Origin of the sequence: Microbacterium rhizosphaerae, from assembly GCF_034120055.1 — a bacterium.
Classification (GTDB): domain Bacteria; phylum Actinomycetota; class Actinomycetes; order Actinomycetales; family Microbacteriaceae; genus Microbacterium; species Microbacterium rhizosphaerae.
Genome location: NZ_CP139368.1, coordinates 615060 through 635397, shown reverse-complemented (window position 1 = coordinate 635397; position 20338 = coordinate 615060). Strand labels below are relative to the sequence as shown.

Sequence of the window (20338 nt, the reverse complement as noted above, 5' to 3'; positions counted from 1 at the left end):
CTCACTCGCCGGTCTTGCTCTTGATCAGCGCAGCGCTCTGGTCGAGGGTCTCCTTGGCCGTCGCCTTGCCCTGATACAGCTTGAGGTACAGGTCGCTGATGTCGGTCGACAGGTTCGGGACGCGCGCCTCGGTCGCATAGTCCTCGAAGCCGATGTCGCGCATGTCGAGGAACGTCTGCGCGTGGGCCGGGTAGCCGCCCTCGAGGACGACCTTGTCCGCGCCCTTGATCGACGGCACGGCGTTGCCCGCGTCGGCGAGGCGGAAGGTCTGGCCCTCGGCGCTCAGCCACTCGGTCCAGAACGTGAACGCGGCATCCTTCGAGGTCGTCGCCTTGTTCATGGCGAGGTACGACGTCGCGACACCGGTGGGCGCCTGCGTGCCGTCGGGCGTCGGCCACGGCGCGATGTCGTAGTCCGCGGGGCTGCCGGACTGCTTGGCCGTCGCGATGCCGTAGCGGCCCTCGATGTAGAAGCCCACCTTGTGCGTCACGAACATGCTGTCCGCGCCGGCGCCCTCGGGCAGGGTGTCCGCGACGACGAACTTGCCCTTCTGGAAGCCATCGCCGAGCTGGCCGACAGCGGACTCGGTCGTCGGATCGGTGTTGCCGACGAAGGCGCCGGACCTGTCGTAGGCGACCCCGCCCTGAGACGAGATCCAGCTGTAGTGGGTCGACCAGTAGTTCCAGAAGATCGAGCCGGTGAGGCCGGCCGCCTTCAGCTTGTCGTTCATGGCCAGGTACGTCGAGGTCGTCCACTCGCCCTTGGCGGCGAGGTCGGCCGGGTTGTCGGTGATGCCCGCCTTCTTCAGCGCGGCGAGGTCGAACCACAGGACATCGGGGTTCGCGTCGTTGGGCGCGGCGTAGTACTTGCCGTCTTTCACGGCGGCGCCGAACAGGCCGGGGAAGAAGTCGTCGGGCTTGGACTTGCTGGCGCTGGAGTTCATGAGCGTCGTCATGTCCATGAGCCGGCCGGAGTCGACGAACTGGCCGATCTTGTCGTCGCCGACGTAGAAGACGTCGGGGGCGGTGTTGCTCGCCAGCTGCGCGAGCAGCTTCGAGTGGTAGTCGCCGTAGTCGGCCACGGGCTGCAGCTTGACCGTGATGTCGGGGTGGCGCTTCATGAAGTCGGCGTCGAACTCCTTGAACCGCTTGAGTTCATCGGCCGAGCCCCACGTCGAGAAGACGACGGTCTTCCCGCTGCTGCCCGAGCCGCTGCCTCCACTGCAGCCGGCCATGCCGACCGCCAGCGCGGAGGCTGCGCCGATCGCGATGATGTACCTCATCTTCGGGGTGATGCGGGACATGTCCCTACCTCTTTCGTCTTTGAAGGTCGCACCCGCTGGTGCTGGACGGGCACTCCGTATTCTGTATACAGAACTCAGAATTGTCAAGATGGATGCCGTGACCGTGGGGCAGAATCGATGCATGCCCGCCCCCCACCTCCGCCCCGACCACGCCTGCCTGATCGTGCACGGGAAGGACCAGCCGGGAATCGTCGCGGCCGTCTCGGCGCTGATCACACGCAACCGGGGCAACATCGTCGCGTTCGACCAGTACTCCGACGACCCGACGGGCGGCGCGTACTTCCAGCGCGTCGTGTTCCACCGGCCCGATCTCGCCGCGGCGCTGCCCGAGATCCGCGCCGATCTCGAGAGCACGCTCGCCAGCGGCTTCGACCTGCAGTGGTCGCTCACCGACCAGTCGACGCCGAAACGGATGGCGATCCTGGCCTCGAAGCAGGACCACTGCCTGCTCGACCTGCTGTGGCGCCACCGCCGCGGCGACCTGCCGGTGTCGATCCCCATGGTCGTCTCGAACCACACGACGGCTGCGGAGGACGTGCGATCGTTCGGCGTGCCGTTCTTCCATGTGCCGTCGACACCTGGGCCCGACAAGAGCGCATCGGAGGCGCGCATCCTGGATCTGCTCGCCGGCAACGTCGACTTCGTCGTGCTCGCGCGCTACATGCAGATCCTCTCGCCGGAGTTCCTCGAGCGGGTCGGGGTGCCGGTCATCAACATCCACCACTCGTTCCTGCCGGCCTTCATCGGCGCCGAGCCGTACCGCAAGGCGAAGGAGCGCGGCGTGAAGCTCATCGGCGCGACCTCGCACTACGTGACGAGCGACCTCGACGAGGGGCCGATCATCGAACAGGACACCGTCCGCGTCACGCATGCCGACTCGGCGGCCGAACTCGCCCGTCGCGGCGCCGACGTCGAGCGTCAGGTCCTGTCCCGGGCGGTGCTGTGGCACGCCGAGGACCGGGTCATCCGGCACGGCAACCACACGATCGTCTTCTAGTAGACGTACTCCATCAGCTCGACTCCGAGCGCCCGGAAGACTCCGTGCGCACGCAGCCGGTGCATGATCGACAGGTCGTCGAAGCAGACGATCAGGGCGTAGGCGACGCCGGCCCGCGGTCCGGCGAGCACGCCCGCCTCGACGCGCACGCCGTCGTCGCGGCCGGTCTTGTTGATGAAGAGCAGGCCGTGGTCGTCGTTCTCGTGGGCGAACGGGTCAAGGCCGGTGGCGGATGCGACGAGCGACAGGTCGTGGTTGAGGCTCAGCCACTCGGCGACCTGGGCGCTCACACCGGCCGAGATCGCCTCGGAGTTCACGAGCGCCGCGAACATCGAGGCCAGCTCCTCGGCGGAGCCGAGGGCGAAATGCGGTGCGTCGTCGGGCCCGCGGTGGTCGCGGAAGCGGTCGAGCAGCGCCGACCGCGACAGCCCCATCGACTCGATGCGGGCGCGCACCGCGGGCAGCCCGACCCGGTCGATCAGCGCGTTCGTCGCGATGGCGTCGCCCGTTGCCGCAGCGAGCACGGCAAGGTCGATGAGCGGCAGCGCCGGCGCCTTCAGGTGCTGCCACACCCCGCCCGTCTCCACCGGCTCGAGCGTGGTCCGGTCGATGATCTCGTAGGGATGCAGCGTGCCCCGCTCGAACTCCGTCGCCACCTCGATCAGCAGTGGGACGACGCCCAGCCCGGCGATGGGCAGGGTCGTGCTGTCGTCGCCGGCGAGGATGACGGAGCCGCGGTCGAGATCCACGATGCGCACCGCGACCTTCGCACCGGCGGCCGCGAGCTCGTCGAGCGCAGCGAGCGTCGTGGGGAACGGCGCGGCGGTCCCCCGCCGCGCGGGCTTGGCCGAGCGGCGCCCCGGTGCCGGCGGGGGCGATGCAGCGACGGCGCGGCGGGCACCGGCCTCCCGGCGGGGTGACGTCGACGACCGCTGTGGAGCAGGCGTCGAGCGGGAGCGCCTCGACATCGGCGCCGAGGCGCGCTCCTCGGGTACGGCTGAGGATCCCGTCGGGGGAACGGGCTGGGGTTCATTGCGGGAGCGACGCGACGCTCGGGTTTCGGACATGGGTCCTGAGGGGGATGGGGGCGGGTACGGAGTGGATGCGGGCTCCGACTCGGAGTCCGTCACGACCGGCGGGTCACGCGGCGGTCACCAGATGGTGACACGCTGGTCGACAGGCAGCCACAGTGCGTCCGACTCGGTGACGTCGAATGCATCGTAGAACGCGTCGATGTTGCGCACGATCTGGTTGCAGCGGAACTCGTTCGGGGAGTGCGGATCGATTGTCAGCAGGCGGATGGTCTCGGCATCCCGCCCCTTCTGCTGCCAGATCTGGGCCCAGCTGAGCAGGAGTCGCTGGATGCCGGTGAATCCGTCGACCTCGTCCCCCCCGGTCCCTGAGCCTGTCGAAGGGCCTGCCCCGGTCCCTGAGCCTGTCGCGGTCCCTGAGCCTGTCGAAGGGCCACCATCGGTCCCTGAGCCTGTCGAAGGGCCGCCCTCACGCTCGAGCGCGATGGCGTACGCCTTCAGGGCGATGCCGAGGCCGCCGAGATCGCCGATGTTCTCGCCGATCGTGAGGGCGCCGTTGACGTGGTGCTCGGGCAGACCGCGGGGCGACAGCGCGTCGTACTGGCTGATGAGCGCCTTCGTGCGCTCCTCGAACGCGGCGCGGTCGTCGTCGGTCCACCAGTCGCGCAGCGATCCGTCGCCGTCGTAACGGCTGCCCTGGTCGTCGAAGCCGTGGCCGATCTCGTGGCCGATCACCGCGCCGATGCCGCCGTAATTGGCGGCAGCGTCGCGGTCTGCGTCGAAGAACGGGTACTGCAGGATCGCCGCGGGGAACACGATCTCGTTCATGAGCGGGTTGTAGTACGCGTTGACGGTCTGCGGCGTCATGAACCACTCGTCGCGATCGATCGGCTGGCCGATCTTGGCCAGCTGCCGGTCGTGCTCGTGCACGTGGGCGCGCCGGATGTTGCCGACGAGATCGGATGCGTCGATCTCGAGGGTCGAGTAGTCCTTCCACTTCACCGGGAAGCCGATCTTCGGCGTGAAGGCATCCAGCTTGGCGAGAGCACGCTCGCGCGTCTCGGCACCCATCCACTCGAGCTCGACGATCGATCGGCGGTAGGCCTCGACGAGGTCGGCGACGAGCTGGTCCATCGCCTCCTTTGCCGCCGGCGGGAAGTGCCGCTGGACGTACACGCGGCCGACGGCCTCGCCGAGCGCGGCCTCGACGACGCTCACACCGCGCTTCCAGCGCTCGCGGTTGACCGGCACGCCGGTGAGCTGCGTGCCGTAGAACGAGAAGTTCTCGTCGACGAAGTCGTCGGAGAGGAACGCCGCCGCGCCGTGCACGATCTTGAAGCGCAGCCAGGCCTTCCAGTCCTCGATCCGCCCGGCCGTGAGAAGGCCGCCGAGCCCCTCGATGAAGCTCGGCTGATAGAGGACAACCTCGGCGAAGGCCTCGGGGCGGCCGGGTGCGATGCCGTCGAGCCAGGGCTTCAGATCGACGCCCGCGAGTGCGACCACCTCGTCCCACGTGCGGAGGTTGTAGGTCTCGACCGCGTCGCGACTGCGGACGTTGTCCCAGTGCTGCGCGGCGAGCTCGGTCTCGAGGGCGAAGACGCGATCGGCCTGGGCGCCCGCATCCTCGATTCCGGCGAGGGCGAGGATGCGCTCGATGTGCTCGCGATACGCGATGCGCGTCTCTGCGAAGTTGTCGAGCCGGTAGTAGCTCTCGTCCGGCAGGGTGATGCCGGCCTGCACGAGGAAGGGCACGTACCGCGTGGGATCGCCCGGGTCGGGCTCGACGTACAGGTCGATGATGCCGCCGACGCCGTCGCGCTCGAACTCGCCGACCGTGCGCAGGAACGTCTCGACCGAGTCGATCGCGTCGACGCGCTCGAGCCGGGGAGCCAGCGGGGACGCGCCGAGCTCGGCCACGCGGTCGGTGTCCATGAAGCTCGCGTAGAGGTCGCCGATCTTGCGAGCCTCCGTGTCGGGATCGGCATCCTGCGACTCGTCGATGATCGTGCGGACATCCTTCTCGGCCTGCTCGGCGATGAGGTGGAAGGAGCCCCATCGCGCCTTGTCGTCCGGGATCTCGGTGGTCTCGATCCAGCTGCCATTCACGTGCCGGAAGAGGTCGTCCTGCGGGCGGATCTCGGCGCTCAGCTCATCGAGGGCGAGACCGGAACGGGGGGAGACGGTCATGGTTCCAACACTATTGCTCGGCGCCGATGTCCGGGGCAAGGCGTAGCGTCGCGGGGGACGGATGGAGGACAGGATGTCGACTCTCGAGAACCGTGGCCGGACGGCGCTGCTGGTGGTGGATGTGCAGAACGACGTGGTGGGCTCGGCCTATGAGCGCGACGCGGTCGTCGGGCGGATCGTCGGGCTGGTCGACCGCGCCCGCGACGCGGGTGTGCCCGTGATCTGGGTGCAGCACAACGACGAGGGCATGGAGGTCGGAACGACCGAGTGGGCGCTCGTGCCCGAGCTCGTTCCCGCCGACGGCGAGGCGCACATCCACAAGCAGCACGGCGATTCGTTCGAGGGCACCGACCTCGAAGACGTCCTCGCGGGCCTCAGTGTCGATCGACTCGTCGTGGCCGGCGCCGAGACGGATGCCTGCATCCGATCGACCATCCACGGCGCCTTCGTCCGCGGCTACGACACGACGCTCGTGTCGGATGCGCACACCGCCGGCGACAAGACCGAGTGGGGCGCGCCGCCCGTCGACCAGGTGATCGCTCATACGAACCTCTACTGGAGTTTCCAGTCGGCACCCGGCAAGACGGCCGCGGTCGTCACGTCCGAAGACGTGGACTTCGGCGCGCGCTGACACCCCTCTACGCTCGGAGGGTGCCTGCCCATGCGACCCTGAACCGCGACATCCTGCGCCTCGCGGTGCCGGCGCTCGGGTCGCTCATCGCGGAGCCGCTGTTCCTCATCGCCGACTCGGCGATGGTCGGCCACCTCGGGCCTGCACCGCTGGCCGCGCTCGCGATCGGCTCCGCGGTGCTGCAGACGATCGTCGGGCTCATGGTGTTCCTCGCGTACGCCACGACACCGGCGGTCGCCCGCCGGTTCGGCGCCGGAGACTTCTCGACGGCGGTGTCCGCCGGTGTCGACGGGATGTGGCTCGCCCTCGGCATCGGCGCGGCACTGGCCCTCGCCGGGTTCGTCGCGACGCCGCTCATCGTGCAGCTGTTCGGCGCGACCCCTGAGGTCTCCGAGCTCGCGCGCTCGTACCTCGGCATCTCGGTGTGGGGCCTGCCGGCCATGCTCATCGTCTTCGCGGCGACCGGCCTGCTGCGCGGCATGCAGAACACCGTCACACCGCTGTGGATCGCGGCCGCCGGGTTCGGCGCCAACATCCTGCTGAACGCGTTCTTCATCTACGGCCTGCAGTGGGGCGTCGCCGGCTCGGCGGCCGGAACGGTGGTCGCGCAGTGGGCGATGGTCGCCGCCTACGTGTGGATCGTCGGGCGCCTCGCTCGCCGCCATCGCGCACCGGTGCTGCCGCGTTCCCAGGGCGTGCGGGGCTCGGCGCGCGCGGGAGGGTGGCTCTTCCTGCGCACGCTGTCCCTGCGCATCGCGCTGCTCTCGACCGTCGCCGTGGCCTCCGGTCTGGGGACGAAGGAGCTCGCGGGTTGGCAGATCGTCTTCACGATCTTCTCCACCGCGGCGTTCGCGCTCGACGCGCTCGCCATCGCCGCCCAAGCCCTCATCGGCAAGTCCCTCGGCGCCGGCGACGTCCACGAGGTGCGGCACGTGCTCGCGCGCACCGTCGCGTGGGGCGCGTGGTTCGGCGTCATCGTCGGCTGCGGGGTGGGCGCGCTCTCGGGAGTACTCGGGTTCCTGTTCACGGGGGATGCCGCAGCATCCACCCCCATCCAGCCCGCCCTCGTCGTGCTCGCGGTCGCCCAGCCTCTCTGCTCCATCGTGTTCGTGCTCGACGGCGTGCTCATCGGCGCGGGCGACGGACGCTATCTCGCCCTCGCCGGGCTGATCAACCTCGTGGTCTACGCGCCGGCGCTCCTGCTGGTCGCCGTGTTCGGCTCCGGCGCCGCGGGACTCGCGTGGCTGTCGGTCGCCTTCTTCGGCGTGTACATGCTCGCGCGACTCGGCACGCTCGGCTTCCGCGTCCGGGGCTCCGCCTGGACTGCCATCCCGGTCTGAGAGCGCGCTCAGGCCCAGCGGCGGCACCACTCGTACATGACGACGGCGGCCGCGGCGCTGGCGTTGATCGACCGCGTCGAGCCGTACTGGGTGATCTCGACATGGCCGGATGCGGCGGCCAGCGCCTCCGGGGACAGGCCGGGCCCCTCCTGCCCGAACAGCAGCACGCAGCGCTCCGGGAGCTCGGCCCGCTCGACGGGGACCGCGCCCTCGATGTTGTCGACGGCGAAGATCGGGATGCCGGCATCCCTCGCCCACGCGGCGAACGCGGCGACATCCTCGTGATGCCGCACATGCTGGTAGCGGTCGGTGACCATGGCGCCGCGCTTGTTCCAGCGCCGCTTGCCGATGATGTGCACCTCTGCGGCGAGGAAGGCGTTGGCGCTGCGCACGATCGAGCCGATGTTCATGTCGTGCTGCCAGTTCTCGATCGCGACATGGAAGGCGTGCCGGCGCGCGTCGAGATCGGCGACGATGGCCTCCATCGTCCAATAGCGATAGCCGTCCACGACGTTGCGGCGGTCGCCGTGTTCGAGCAGCTCCCGGTCGTAGCGCGGGTCGGCCGGCCAGTGCTCGGGGCCGCCGGGCCACGGCCCGACGCCGTGGTCGGGACCGATGCCGTGATCGGAGTCGTCCGCCCGCGCGGAGATCTGCGCTCCCGCGGATCCATCCTCTCGATCGAGTCCGCTCGCGTGCAGATCTCCGTGCTCGTGCAGGTGGTCGGTCATCGGCCCAGGGTATCCACCCGGCCGGTTTCGGCAGCCCGAAAACCGGCGTACGATTTCGGCATGCCGAAAACGGCTCCCGAGATCCGCCGCGGCGCGCCCGCGAAGCCCGCGACGACGCGACGCGCCGCGTGGCTCCTCGGGCCTGCGCTCGTCGCCGGGGTGGCCTACATCGACCCGGGCAACGTCGCCAGCAACATGACCGCCGGTTCGCAGTTCGGCTACCTGCTGGTGTGGGTGGTCGTCCTCGCGAACCTCATCGCCTGGCTCGTCCAGTACCTCTCCGCGAAGCTCGGGCTCATCACGGGCGAAAGCCTTCCGCAGGCGATGGGGCGCCGCATCCGCAATCCCTGGGGCCGGCGGGCGTACTGGCTCCAGGCGGAGCTCGTCGCGATGGCGACCGACATCGCAGAGGTGATCGGCGGGGCCGTCGCCCTCAACCTGCTGTTCCGCATCCCGCTGCTGGCCGGGGGCGTGATCACCGGGGTCGTCTCGATGGCGCTGCTTCTCGTCCAGTCGCGACGGGGCGCCCGCACGTTCGAGTTCGTCGTCATCGGGCTCGTGGCGATCATCGGATTCGGCTTCGCGTTCGGCGTGTTCGTGGCTCCGCCGGATGCCGCGAGCGTCGTGCACGGGCTCGTGCCGCGGTTCGACGGGCCCGACTCGGTGCTGCTCGCCGCATCCATCCTCGGTGCCACGATCATGCCCCATGCGATCTACGCGCACTCCGCGCTCACGCGCGATCGCTTCGCCGGCACGACCGTGACCCCGGAGCGGCTCCTGCGCGCGACCCGCTGGGACGTCACGATCGCGCTGACCATCGCCGGAACGGTGAATCTGTGCATCCTGCTGCTCGCGGCCGCGAACCTCGCCGGCGTGCCGGGGACCGCGACCCTCGAGGGCGCCTACGCGGCCCTGCGCGACGGGGTCGGGCCGGCGGTCGCCACGATCTTCGCGATCGGGCTGCTGGCGAGCGGCCTCGCCAGCACGTCGGTCGGCGCCTACGCGGGGGCGGAGATCATGCACGGCCTCCTGCACATCCGCGTGCCGCTGCTCGCGCGGCGGCTCGTGACGCTCATCCCGGCGCTCGTCATCCTCGGGCTCGGCATCGACCCGACGCTCGCCCTCGTCCTCAGCCAGGTCGTGCTGTCGTTCGGCATCCCGTTCGCGCTCATCCCGCTCGTCGTGCTGACCGCGCGGCTCGGACGATTCCGCAACACCATCACGACGTCGCTGCTGGGGGTCGCGGCATCCGTCTTCCTCATCGGGCTCAACGCGGTGCTGCTCTTTCTGACGTTCACGTGACGGGTAGCCTGACATCGTGCCCTCGCCCGCGGTCGACGACTACCTGAAGACCATCTACCACCACACCGAGTGGCAGAGCGAGAGCATCACCCCCTCCCAGCTGGCCGCCGAGCTCGGACTCGCACCGTCGAGCGTGACCGAGATGGTGCAGAAGCTCGCGGCGCAGGGACTGGTCAGCCACCGCCCGTACGGTCCGATCGCGCTGAGCGAGACCGGAGAGCGCCGCGCGGCGGAGATCGTGCGCCGCCACCGGCTCGTCGAGACCTGGCTCGTGCGCGAGTTCGGCTACACGTGGGACGAGGTGCACGACGAGGCGGAGGTGCTCGAGCACGTGCTCAGCGACCGCCTGCTCGAAGGCATCGACGAGCGGCTCGGGCGGCCGCGCTTCGACCCGCACGGCGATGCGATCCCGGATGCCGACGGCCAGGTGCACCGCGAGGACTTCGTGCTGCTCGGCAACGCCAGCGAGGGTCACGAGGGCCGCGTGCTGCGCGTGAGCGATCGCGATCCCGAGCTTCTGCGCGAGTTCGATCGCGCCGGACTCGTCGTCGGGCGCACGGTCCGCGTGCTCGGCCCGGCGCGTTATGCGCTCGACGGCGTCGAGGCGCAGATCCCGGCCTCCGCGGCCGATGCCGTGTGGCTCACGGCCTGAGCTGCGCCCCGACGTCCTCCGCGAGGCTGGAGTACTCGACGATGCGACCTTTCGCGACACGGTAGATCGCGAACTCGGCCACGTTGATGTGCCGACGGGTCGCGGCGATTCCCAGGTACGCGCCGTGGTGCGTGCCGCTCCCGCGCAGGTGGACGGCGAGGCGGTCGTCCTCGACGAGGATGTGGATGCGCTTCCACCGCCAGTCCGGGAAGCCTCGGAAGAGGTCCTCAAGGTCGGCGATCCAGGCGTCCGCCCCGGCCGGCAAGTGGGCTCGGCGCACGGCCGGGTCGATGAATTCACGGACGGCATCGAGGTCGTGCCGGTTGCAGGCGTCGAGGAACTCGGCGTGCCACTCGCGCATCTCCCACGACTCCATCCGTTCATCATCCCGGATGCGGCTCGGCCCCTAGACTCGCCGGATGGCCCTTATCGACCACCTCGGACTCACCGTCGAAGACGTCCCGTCGGCGATCGCACAGTGGGATCCGGTGCTCACGGCGCTCGGCTACATCCGGCATGACGCCGAGGTGGGCGTCTCGTGGAGCAACGGCACGCAGACGGAGCTGATCTTGCGGCCCCCGCGCGAGCCCGGCACCGGGCCGCACGTACACGGGCGGGTCGGCTGGCAGCACCTCGCGTTCGACATCGCGTCGCCCGAGGAGGTCGATCGACTGCACGGCATCGCTCTGGATGCGGGCTGGATCGCGGTGCGCGACCCCAAGCTCTATCCGCGGTTCAACGACCGGTACTACGCATCCTTCGTCGAGGACGCCAACGGCATCCGCATCGAGTTCGCCTACAACCCTCCCCGCGACGCCCACTGACCCACTGCGGGTACTTTTGGACCGTGACTACTTGCGCTGTCAGAGGATGCGACGCCGAGGCCGTCATCACACAGGTCGGCGGTGCGCTGCACGGCGGCCGCAACGCCGACCCGTCGGCGCGCAAGCTTTACGAGCAGCCGCGCGACCAGTACCGTCCCTGACGTTCATTTGACGTTGTCTCGCTTCCGAGGACTATCTTCTTCACGCGTCCTCCTGGATACTCGCGGCCTTCGGCCCATGGCCTTTCGGCGGCCACGTGGTGAGCGCTCGGATCGAGTTGCAGCAGGCGTCCCGTCATCGGGCATCTCACCGTACCGGGTAAACGCACGTCTCGTCCCCCGGGTTCATGAGGTGCCGATGCGTGGCGGTTCGGGTGCGCTGTAGTGGACCCTTCGATGTACGCCAAGAACCTGCTTGCCGGAGCTCGACCGTTGCTCTTCCCCGATAGGAGATGTGGACAGGCCAGAATCACTTCATGAGCGACAGCCAACCATTGCCTCATGACGTTCGACAGCTCCTGGCGATCCGCTTGGGACTCGAGGAAGCGTTGCATCGGACTCGGACTGCTGGTCCCTATCGGCGTGGGGCAGCGATCGTCGCGTTGGACGCTGTAGTCGAACGGGCAGTGGCTCTAGCTGCGTCCGCGCGCGGCATAGCGATCTCACTCAAAGTCGATGACATGATTTCACGGCTGAGAAATGACCAGAGCCTGAAATGGGCGCCCACCGTGCTCCCAGATATACGTTCGCTTCGAAAGGCGCGGAACGCGGCCCAGCACGACGGTCTCGAGCCTGATCGTGACGCACTGCCCGGCTGGGCGAACGCCGCTGAGGTCTTCGTTGTCGGTCTGCTCGAGGCACAGTTTGCGATGGACGTTCGAACCGTTGCGCTGGCCGACGCAATATCGGATGACGAGATACGGCGCTTGTTCGTGCTAGCGGACCAAGCATACGAAGCCGAGAATCTGGGCGCCTGTATCGACCACCTCGTCGATGCGTACGAGGCGGCATTGACCCGGTGGCGGCGCCTGCGTCCGTCGCGCCCAGGCTTCGTCCGTCATGACGCGCTCGACAAGTCAGCGCACGAAAGTATCGCCCATCTTCAGAGTGCCCTCGACGCCGCCGCGTTCGTCGGTGATGTCGGCGAGGCGGAATGGTTCTCCGCGCTTCGCCGAGACCGCGGCAGCGATGTGTTTGACGACGAGGACGTCTCACGCGCCCGAGCGTTCGTGTTCGCATGGGTAACGGGATACGAGTCGGCGACCGTAACGTGGGTTCAAGATCGTCGCCGACGAGCCGCCATCAAAGCACGGCGAGAGCGTACGACGGAAGGCCCTTCGTTCATCGCGTCAGCGGACGTCACCGAAATGTATTCGACGCAGTTGGCGACTACGTTCGTGGTCGCCAACGTTCCGCCCCCCGATCAATATGACGATTGGGCCCGAGGGCTCGAGCGCATGCTGCCCACCGTCGAGGACATCTCGTGGTCCGTTTACCAAGATGGCACAGTCCGCGTGAGCAGGCCTCTGGCAACAGCGGGCGCCGCCGGGCAAGATGTCGAAGCTCTGGCGGCCGCGTTGATGGCTGTTGAACATCTTGTGGAAAGCCAGCTCGAGGCATCGAGAAGGGAGGCGGAGCTTCAACGACGGTCGGCCGACGTTCGGACCGCGGACGCGGCGAAGATCCGTAACGACTGGCCGAACTGGATTACCGACGTGCGCGGCGGACAGGACAACCTGCACGGAGCAGATTGGGAGATAGAGCTCGCTCCGGCGGCGTGGGGTTTGCGACTACTCGAGGGTGACGGCCCCGCGGCTCAAACAAGTGACATCGCTTCCGCCATACGTGGTGCGGACGGGGTCGCTCAGTGCTGGTACACAGGCAGTGCCAACATCTTGGCGATCCAACCCGCGCTACCCGCGGACGAACTTGTCGAAATACTGCGCGCCACGGATCAACTGGTCTCCAAGGCTATGGCCAGTCAGGACACGGCTCGTGACGCTCGCGCCCAGATCATCGCCAACGCTCGCTCGGCAGTGGCTGCAGAGTTAGCGCGAGTTCATACCTCGGCCTAGATCGAGGCGAGGCGTGGTTCTCCTCCGATGTGATCCAGCTATTTCCGATCGACGTTGTTCATCGTTTGCCAACAACTTGTAAAGGTCGCGCACCCCCGCAAGAGCCCAAGAATCGCGTAGGGTTCGCGCGGCGGCAGTTAGCAGTACGAGTCGATCGTTTGGACGGTCGACTCGACAGTAGAGATGGCGTCCAACGCGTCAATGGCGCTCAAGGGAGTCACAACCCCGGGGTTCAATGGATCACTGTCCGCTTGGTGGACGATCCGATTCCGTCGAGTGACCACAAGTCCGAGCGAAGTCTTCACGGCACCTGCACCGTTGCCGAATGCGGTTTTCCACACGCCTGTGACGCCCACGAGTGCTAGCGCTGACGCGATGTCGTCCGGGGACTGAAAGGTCTCCTTTCCGAGTCGGGCTGCGATGTGCTTTCGAGCCTCGAGCTCCTGGTCACCGGGAGTGATCGCGGTGACGATGTCTCGCACCGACCCAAACTGAAGCCCTATAGTGCGGTGGAACCCGGAAATCACCGCACGGCCCAGCAACATGTCGACCCCCCGGTCCAGTACAACACCGTGGAAGTAGTGATCCATCGCGGCAACTGCTTGAACCAGCGCGCCCCGAAAAAGATCGGACGCGTCCACGGCCCCCACAGTTAGCTGACCGATTGACTGTCCAAGTCCGACGAGGTCACGTGACCGTTGGGCGTCCGACTGAAAGAAGGGCAGCCTGGAAGTAGCCATCAGGCCGTAAGCGACTCGACGCGTACGGCAAGTTCCGTGAAGACTTGTCGGAAGGTCTCTATCGCGGACGCTGTCGCAGCCCAGACCACGCCTGCTTGCCCGGTGTCCTGCTGCGTCAGAGCGAAGACGGGCTTCCGCACGGTCTGCGAGGTGGTGATGAGTGAATTGAAATCCGAGATGCTGGCGAGCCGGTAATTGGATCCGATGCCCGCTGACTCGTACTCGCTCTCCTCGAGCAAGATGCCTGCATCGCTAAGCGCAGGAGCCAGAGTGTTCTCAACAGCCTCATCAATGCTCGTGAAGAACTCCTGAAACCCCTGGGTCGCTTCTCCTGAGCGGAGACGGTAACGCTGAACGATGGTGCCGAGGAATTTGAGTGTGGGCTCAGGGAATGGATAGTCGGCGTTTCGCAATGCTTCCAGTTCGGATGCGCTTTGGGCCCACTTCTTCCAGCGCGGGAATACGCGTGCGAGCGACTCCATTGCCATGACCGAGAAGACGTCCGGGCTCGCAGGAATAACAACAAAGTCCGCCGTCGCGACGAGGTTCTGATTCACTGCCCCCAGCCCCGGGCTGAGGTCTACGATTACAAAGTCGGCATCGTACTTTTCCGCTGTCCTGTCGAACAGGTATCGAAAGCTGCCCGGCAGATTCTTCAAGGCTTGGATCGTCTCTGAGAGCTGTTGCGCGATGCCGAGCGAAGTCTCGTCCTCCGCGAGTCCGATGTGGCCGGGCAGGAGGTATAGCCCCTGCACGCCGGCCACTTCGACACAGTCGACGGGTTCCACGATACGTGGCCGGGATTGAAACGCGGGCTCAAGGGCAGACCGGATGTTCCGTCCTGGATTCTGCTCGTAGAACTCTTCTAGCGCGCTCTCTCCGGCAAGGTCGAGGACCATGCCGGTCAAGTTGCACTGGGGGTCAGCATCAACCAGGACCACCTTGTGTCCCCGCTCTGCGAGCATCCAACCAAGGTTGAAACTCGTTGTGGTCTTGCTAACGCCGCCCTTGTTGTTGAACATCGTGATGACTCTCGCCACGGCGTCCCCATTTCTCAGATCGACGAGGGTAGTCAGCTCTGGTCCTGCCGCGTTGCGATCGCGACCATGTTCGGGAGAGCTTTCCTACGTGGTCAAGAACCTAACGCAGGGACACGCCAATCGGGTTCAGCTTCCGGTAGACGGCACCGAGTTCGGAGTCAGTCGAATGCCCCGACGCTTTGACGCCACGCCGCTGAGAGCACCAGCGATAACGATTGTCAGGTCTTCACCAGGTCGCACCGCTCGATCCACCGGGCAAGAATACTGAGAGTCGCGAGCTGCTCAAGTGCTTCCTGCTTGGGTATCTCGTCAGTCGAATGCGCGGCGGGGTTCCGGATGGCTGCGAACACACCTTGCGCCATATTGAGGATGCCCGGACGCATCGACTTCACGGTCAGGTCGTCATCATTGCCCGGCCAGCGCAGTCGAGGCTTCCCCGCCTGCGGGGCCGCGAGCGAGAACGCCTGTGACATGAGATCAGCGTCTCCCAGCTCGTAGCGTCCTGTTTGATCCTTGACGTACCCGCTCAGCGCAGTGGCCGACTTTTGCACCGCATCCGAGTAATGCTCGGACTCCCAGCGCTTCCAAGCCGCACCCCAGATAAGCGGATGGAGCGCGTCCGCCTGCATCGTGGGAGCGGTGCTGCCCAGGATGTCCCTTGTCTCCTTCTCAGTCCGCAGCTTGCCGAGCGCATACTCTGCCCGTCGAATGCCTTCTTCGACCCAGTAGAAATCGTTCATCGAACCACGCCGGAGAATATCGGGGACAGCCTCGTCGCCGAGCACTTGAGCGAGCACACGCCGCGTTTGATCTTCGCGGGCCTGCAACTCTGCGGAGACGGTCGTATTGCGGGGCACTCCGCCGTTGCCGTGGCCATCTTGTGAGGCAGCCTTTGCGGAGCGAACCCACCACTCCAGGACCCCGATCGCGCGAGCTTCATCCACTCCCGAAGACTAGCGATCCACCTCCGCCTTTTGGGGCTGCACCAGCCGTAGGTCCTGTCGTCGTCGACCATCGCCCCGTTCGCACCTTCGCGCACAACGACTGACGATGAATCGCACAGGGGTGCTGGCGCCCGCTACAGGATCGTTAGCGCGATGGAGTCCGCGCACGGCGGCAACGAGGCTGTGATCGCGACGGGTGGCTGCTAACGCCGAGGAAGGAACTGCTCAAATGAGATACCTGACCAGCTGAGTGACGGCACCGCGGGCACGAACGGCACGTGCGGCACGGCAGGCACCGGCGGTACGTGAGGAACAGGTGGGACCGGGGGCACGCTGGGCACAGGATGAACGGGTCCGCCAGTGGCGCCCCGTAGCCACGCGACGACGTTGCCGCTGGTGTCGCGGAAGTTGCCTGATTTGAGCACGCCGACGTTCTGGCCATATAGCCCGTGGACATACTCGCCCCGCACCCAACCGACCACGGCGCCGTCCAAGCCACGGATGCGGTCGCTCTCGAACCAGCCGACAACCGCGCCTGTCTTGTCATAGATCGGATCCATTGGTTGATCGTAGAACAGGCCTACAACTGAACTGAACCGGCCGGCGTGCTCAAAACGATGCCTATCGCGCGCACTGAGGCCGTCCCCCACGTGGCTGAAACGCGCGCCGCACGGATTCGGATCCCCTCGGATCAGTCTCCAACCAACCCCCGGGGCATGGGCAGCCGGGGCCTCTGTTACGGCGCGACTATGTCAGTCCGCTAATCGGACACCGCGAGGATGTCTGCTGCCATGACGGCAGGCTTTAGATTTGCGTGCTCCCGTGCGAGAAGCTTGCGTTGTCTCGCGATGCCTGCTGAGACGAGGAGGAACCGACGTGCAGGTTCAGCCACCCACTGCGGGAGCGTTGCGAGGATGATCGCCGCAGACCACATGACGACCAGGATCACGGCGGCCCACGAGCTTGGTTGTCCGTCCTTGACGGCCAGTTGGACGAGCTCTCCGACGTAGATGCACTGCAGAAAGCCTGCCAACACCGGCGCTGGCCGGGGAGTGCCACCGACGGAAGCCGCGAGATACACGAATACTGTGGCGGTGGGGATACCGACCGCAGCCACGGCTCCATCCTGAGGGTTCGGGGTCTCGGTCAGGACGCCCACCCATGCTCCAACGGTCACAGCCGCCACGATCCAGACAGCTGCGACGACTCCCGGCCGCTTCGCGAGCCCGGGCCGACTACCCGAATCGAGGAGACCGACCTGGTCAGCAAGGGAGCGAAGGTCCCGCTGATCTTCGTATTGCGTTTCAGCCGTTCGTGCATTCGTTCGCGTCGCCACTCATCATTGGCCGGCAGAACCTCCGCGATTGCTGTCGCGAGAGCAACGCACACGCCAGCCAAGGCCAAAGTTGCGTAAATGATGCTCGCATCGGGACCAGTCTTCTCGTCCCACACGGCTAACCAGAAGCCGGCGATGCTGATGCTCGCCCAAGTGACGGAGGCCGAACCGATCCAGATTGCCATCGTGATGACGAAACTGGAGGCCAGGTTGCCTCCATTCACAACTGCCAGAGTCAGGAGCGCGGCGACGAAGCCGGGGAGGGCAATCGCTCCAGCTCTGGTGATATCAGCCATGACCTGCACGGCGCTGTCGACGGCCCTACCTGCGGCAACCGCGTCGCCTTGGCTGGTCAGCCCAAGCCACAGAAAGGCGACGAATAATGCGAAGAAAAACGCGCCAATACCTGCCGCAACCAGACGCCGTGCTCTCCGCCTGGCCGCTCGCTTGGAAAACCTCCGAAGGCGCTCGAGCGCTCGCAGTCTCGCTTCCTGAACCATCTGCGTGTCGGGCTCGTGCATCGGCTTCGGGTCAAGGAAAAGCATGTTCAGTCGATGCCGGAGGGACGCCATAGGCGGAGTCTAGATAAGCGCCGCACTCCCATCCCGCACCTACGCCGCTAGCGCGTGTTTGACGAACGTCGAGCACACAGGGGACCATAGCCGAGAGGCCCAGGTGCTCGGTGCTGCCATATGGACGCCTGACGCACGGCACCCTCCCCCGCGCTCAGGCCCGTGCCGGATGGCGATTGCGCGGGCGACGACACACACGCGACACTCCCCGTACGCGCGGTGCTCAGGTTAGGGATCGCAAATGGGGCTCTAGATCCAGCGGCCAGGCGCTCATCATTGCGGAGGAGCTGCGTCAGATCGAAGATGACCGGGTTGGCTACCTCATGTTCGGCGAGCACGTCCCGTGAGAAATCGAGGTGCCTGACACCATGTGAGACCGAGACCGCTGGCCTCGCCGAACGCCGAGCTACTGCGGAGCTGGAGTCAGCTGGCTTCAGTCGCTTGCGGGTCCGCCCCGCGCATGCCATCGGCTTGGCAAAAGTCCTCGTTGATCTTGAGGACCAGCGCAACGGCAGTCCGCAGCGCGATCACGTAGTTCCTAGAGTGCTCACCCGCTCGATCTCGTTCAGCTTGCGTGCCGTGTAGGTACCTGTTTCGCAGGTTGAGTCCGTTGCTGAAGTCCTTGGCGTTGAGGACGTAATTGAAGTAGGCGGCCTCAGCTTCGGTTAGCAGGGAGGAACGGCGGGTGACCCAGCCCTTCGCGACCATCGCGTCGACCGCGGCTTGCCCTTCCTCGGGCAGGTGGTAGTAGTTGGCTGCAGTCGTCGCGAAGAGCGCAGCCAGCACGCGGAACTGAGCAGAGCTGGCGATCTGGACTCGTGTCGCCGTCTTCTGAAGGATGTCTCGCTCGATCAAGAAGTCGAGCATCGGCTTCTGGTAGTCATTGAATTCGTCATAGGAGACGTGGCTCTCGATGAGTAGTTGGGCCGCAGTGTCGGCCGTGAGCGCGTCATTGATGTAGTGCAGTTGCGACTGGTCTGAAAAGAGGAGGTGGAGGATCGCATCGATGTCGGAGCCAGTCGTTGGATAGACGTACTTGTCGGAGAGGAGACTTGGGGTCTCCTTGTAGTTGACGATGTTGGCACTGACCGCGAGCAGCTCTCTGTCGACCTCCCCTTCGTTCACGAACAGCGTGAACTGCGCCGCTGCACTTTCAATCTCCGCGAACAAGTGCCGGACACGCTCCACATGGGACGAGCCTCGAGCGGACGGTGAGAACGAGAAGCCGACCGCACTGAACTCTGTCGCGAGGTAGTTCTCAAAGAACCACTCGAACACTTCCTCGAGGCTGGTGTCCTTCGAATCGAGGAATTCGTTGTAGGCCTGAGTCTGGAGGAGCGTTCGCATGTCTGTGGCGTGGAACTCCACTCCAACTTTGTATTCCTGCTTTCCCCTCGTTCCCATGAACCGTTCGATGACACTGAGCTTCGCCGGGTAGGACGGCATCACCAGGAGGCCGCTGTCGTCGACGAAGCGGAAGAGGTGCTGGAAGTTGTTGAGGATGCTCGCCTCGTCTAGGGTCGCGCTCAGCCACGCCGTGCTGTAGGTGTAGCGCGCTGTCCAGCCTTCGGTGGTGTCGAGTTCGAATACCTCGGGCTTGTCTTGATCGTCGGACAGGAATACTTCACAGCCGGCTCTGAGTCCGGTGTTTTCGGCGAAGAACGCGGCTGTGATTTCCTCGCTTCGGCGCTTCGCACGCAGTCGGAGCTTTGGGTCGAGACCTATCTCTTGGAGATCTTTTGCAGTCGCGACGAGCCCAACGTAATTGGGGTTGGCATCCGCACTGTCGATGTAGCGCTCAATCAGGGCGCGCGCGTCGTCGGCGGTGAGACTGCGGGGGAGGTGTAGGTCCTCGCGCCCTCGTGCCTGCAGATGCTTGCGAATGAGGTACTCCGCGTTGCTGGGGGCTGCAAGCAGCAGCTTGTTGATTTCGGCCCCGTACGCTTCAACAAGCTTCTTGCTCGTGAGCATCTGACCGAGATGAACACCCACCGCGGATAGCGCTGGCAGCACGATGGAACTTTCACACCGCTCGTACGCCCCGTACCGGCCCAGGAGATCAAGGAGATCACCGTGGTAAACGTCTCCCACATCCGCTACCGCGTCAGCGAAGTTGGCCTCTGTGATCTTCGAGAAGTGCCGGGCGACCATGCTGTGGATCGCTGGGATCCGGGTCTTGGCGCTGGCAACCTGCCCATCGCTGTATGAAGCAGGAAGGAATCCGTGCTCAAGGTACTGCTCAACGTTGTGGAGCTCGAGAACGTCCGTGGTGTCAGCGGGCGGGTCGTCCGGGTCGAAGCGCTCCGCAAGCGCGGCAACGCGCGGAATGTACCACCCGATCGAGAGGTCGTTGACGCTAAAGAACCGCACCCGCTGCGTCGGAGGCTCGTCATTGCTCACGCTCGTATTCTGTCCCTCGAAGACGAAACGCCTTCCGCGGCTCGGCCGGTTCGAAGCGAAGCGTCGGTCGGGACTGAGCTGTTTCGGCCTCACCGGTGACTGAAGTCGGCATCGGTGGTCCGCGACGCCCCGCAAGGGACGGCAACCGCGCACTGCCCGTTTGGCGATCCCGAACGAGCGCGCTGGGAGCCGAACGCGACGTTCCTGTATCGGGCAGCGCCCGTTTACGGATCCATC

The 20338-nt window shown here is 66.1% G+C and carries 20 protein-coding genes; 8 read left to right on the top strand and 12 right to left on the bottom strand.

All coding sequences use genetic code 11. The annotated features are described in order from the left end of the window. Position 1: 1 nt before the first annotated feature. Entirely contained in the window at positions 2 to 1303 is a 1302-nt protein-coding gene (locus SM116_RS02965; RefSeq protein WP_320942975.1) for an ABC transporter substrate-binding protein, read from the bottom strand. Between the two features lie 121 nt (positions 1304 to 1424). Here SM116_RS02965 and purU point away from each other — a divergent pair, with 121 nt between their 5' ends. Beyond that, positions 1425 to 2300, top strand: a complete 876-nt coding sequence (gene purU, locus SM116_RS02960) for a formyltetrahydrofolate deformylase (protein WP_320942974.1) — start codon at positions 1425 to 1427, stop codon at positions 2298 to 2300. On the opposite strand, the gene SM116_RS02955 is transcribed toward purU, so the two are convergent. Continuing rightward, a complete protein-coding gene (locus SM116_RS02955) occupies positions 2297 to 3268 on the bottom strand; it encodes a serine hydrolase (protein WP_320942973.1) in 972 nt (323 codons plus the stop codon). The two genes, purU and SM116_RS02955, sit on opposite strands and share 4 nt — an antisense overlap. 183 nt (positions 3269 to 3451) lie before the next feature. Further along, positions 3452 to 5518 carry a M13 family metallopeptidase gene (locus SM116_RS02950; protein WP_320942972.1) on the bottom strand — a complete coding sequence of 689 codons (2067 nt, stop codon included), beginning with the start codon at positions 5516 to 5518 and terminating at the stop codon, positions 3452 to 3454. Between the two features lie 73 nt (positions 5519 to 5591). On the opposite strand from SM116_RS02950, the gene SM116_RS02945 reads away from it, so the two are divergent. Together SM116_RS02945 and SM116_RS02940 are read left to right on the top strand one after the other, a co-directional pair. Further along, complete coding sequence (locus tag SM116_RS02945) at positions 5592 to 6149, top strand: isochorismatase family protein (RefSeq protein ID WP_320942971.1); 558 nt, start codon at positions 5592 to 5594, stop codon at positions 6147 to 6149. 20 nt (positions 6150 to 6169) lie between these two features. After that, a complete protein-coding gene (locus SM116_RS02940) occupies positions 6170 to 7489 on the top strand; it encodes an MATE family efflux transporter (protein ID WP_320942970.1) in 1320 nt (439 codons plus the stop codon). 8 nt (positions 7490 to 7497) lie between these two features. Here SM116_RS02940 and SM116_RS02935 read toward each other — a convergent pair whose 3' ends face one another. Then, complete coding sequence (locus SM116_RS02935) at positions 7498 to 8217, bottom strand: TrmH family RNA methyltransferase (RefSeq protein WP_320942969.1); 720 nt, start codon at positions 8215 to 8217, stop codon at positions 7498 to 7500. A 60-nt stretch (positions 8218 to 8277) separates the two neighbouring features. Here SM116_RS02935 and SM116_RS02930 point away from each other — a divergent pair, with 60 nt between their 5' ends. After that, entirely contained in the window at positions 8278 to 9519 is a 1242-nt protein-coding gene (locus SM116_RS02930) for an Nramp family divalent metal transporter (protein WP_320942968.1), read from the top strand. Between the two features lie 16 nt (positions 9520 to 9535). Further along, on the top strand, positions 9536 to 10171 hold the full coding sequence (locus SM116_RS02925; RefSeq protein ID WP_320942967.1) for a metal-dependent transcriptional regulator: 636 nt from the start codon (positions 9536 to 9538) through the stop codon (positions 10169 to 10171). On the opposite strand, the gene SM116_RS02920 is transcribed toward SM116_RS02925, so the two are convergent. Further along, a complete protein-coding gene (locus SM116_RS02920; protein WP_320942966.1) occupies positions 10161 to 10547 on the bottom strand; it encodes an ester cyclase in 387 nt (128 codons plus the stop codon). The two genes, SM116_RS02925 and SM116_RS02920, sit on opposite strands and share 11 nt — an antisense overlap. A 43-nt stretch (positions 10548 to 10590) precedes the next feature. Here SM116_RS02920 and SM116_RS02915 point away from each other — a divergent pair, with 43 nt between their 5' ends. From SM116_RS02915 to SM116_RS02905, 3 genes are all read left to right on the top strand, one after another. After that, complete coding sequence (locus SM116_RS02915) at positions 10591 to 10995, top strand: VOC family protein (RefSeq protein ID WP_320942965.1); 405 nt, start codon at positions 10591 to 10593, stop codon at positions 10993 to 10995. A gap of 23 nt (positions 10996 to 11018) precedes the next feature. Continuing rightward, complete coding sequence (locus SM116_RS02910; protein WP_320942964.1) at positions 11019 to 11156, top strand: hypothetical protein; 138 nt, start codon at positions 11019 to 11021, stop codon at positions 11154 to 11156. A 314-nt stretch (positions 11157 to 11470) separates the two neighbouring features. Next, positions 11471 to 13069, top strand: coding sequence for a hypothetical protein (locus SM116_RS02905; RefSeq protein ID WP_320942963.1), 1599 nt, complete (start codon positions 11471 to 11473; stop codon positions 13067 to 13069). A 137-nt stretch (positions 13070 to 13206) separates the two neighbouring features. Here the strand turns inward: SM116_RS02905 and SM116_RS02900 are convergent, their stop codons facing one another. From SM116_RS02900 to SM116_RS02870, 7 genes are all read right to left on the bottom strand, one after another. Further along, the gene (locus tag SM116_RS02900; protein ID WP_320942962.1) at positions 13207 to 13710 is read right to left on the bottom strand and encodes a hypothetical protein; all 504 of its coding nucleotides are present in this window, start codon (positions 13708 to 13710) and stop codon (positions 13207 to 13209) included. A gap of 98 nt (positions 13711 to 13808) precedes the next feature. Continuing rightward, the gene (locus SM116_RS02895) at positions 13809 to 14849 is read right to left on the bottom strand and encodes a ParA family protein (protein ID WP_320942961.1); all 1041 of its coding nucleotides are present in this window, start codon (positions 14847 to 14849) and stop codon (positions 13809 to 13811) included. 218 nt (positions 14850 to 15067) lie between these two features. Next, positions 15068 to 15793: a TIGR02391 family protein gene (locus SM116_RS02890; protein WP_320942960.1), complete on the bottom strand. Its 726-nt coding sequence runs from the start codon at positions 15791 to 15793 to the stop codon at positions 15068 to 15070. A gap of 203 nt (positions 15794 to 15996) precedes the next feature. After that, positions 15997 to 16353, bottom strand: coding sequence for a 4-fold beta flower protein (locus SM116_RS02885; RefSeq protein WP_320942959.1), 357 nt, complete (start codon positions 16351 to 16353; stop codon positions 15997 to 15999). 200 nt (positions 16354 to 16553) lie between these two features. Next, positions 16554 to 16910, bottom strand: a complete 357-nt coding sequence (locus SM116_RS02880) for a hypothetical protein (protein ID WP_320942958.1) — start codon at positions 16908 to 16910, stop codon at positions 16554 to 16556. Positions 16911 to 16966: 56 nt separating this feature from the next. After that, a complete protein-coding gene (locus SM116_RS02875; protein WP_320942957.1) occupies positions 16967 to 17701 on the bottom strand; it encodes a hypothetical protein in 735 nt (244 codons plus the stop codon). Positions 17702 to 18124: 423 nt separating this feature from the next. After that, positions 18125 to 20101 carry a hypothetical protein gene (locus SM116_RS02870; protein ID WP_320942956.1) on the bottom strand — a complete coding sequence of 659 codons (1977 nt, stop codon included), beginning with the start codon at positions 20099 to 20101 and terminating at the stop codon, positions 18125 to 18127. Positions 20102 to 20338: the final 237 nt, after the last annotated feature.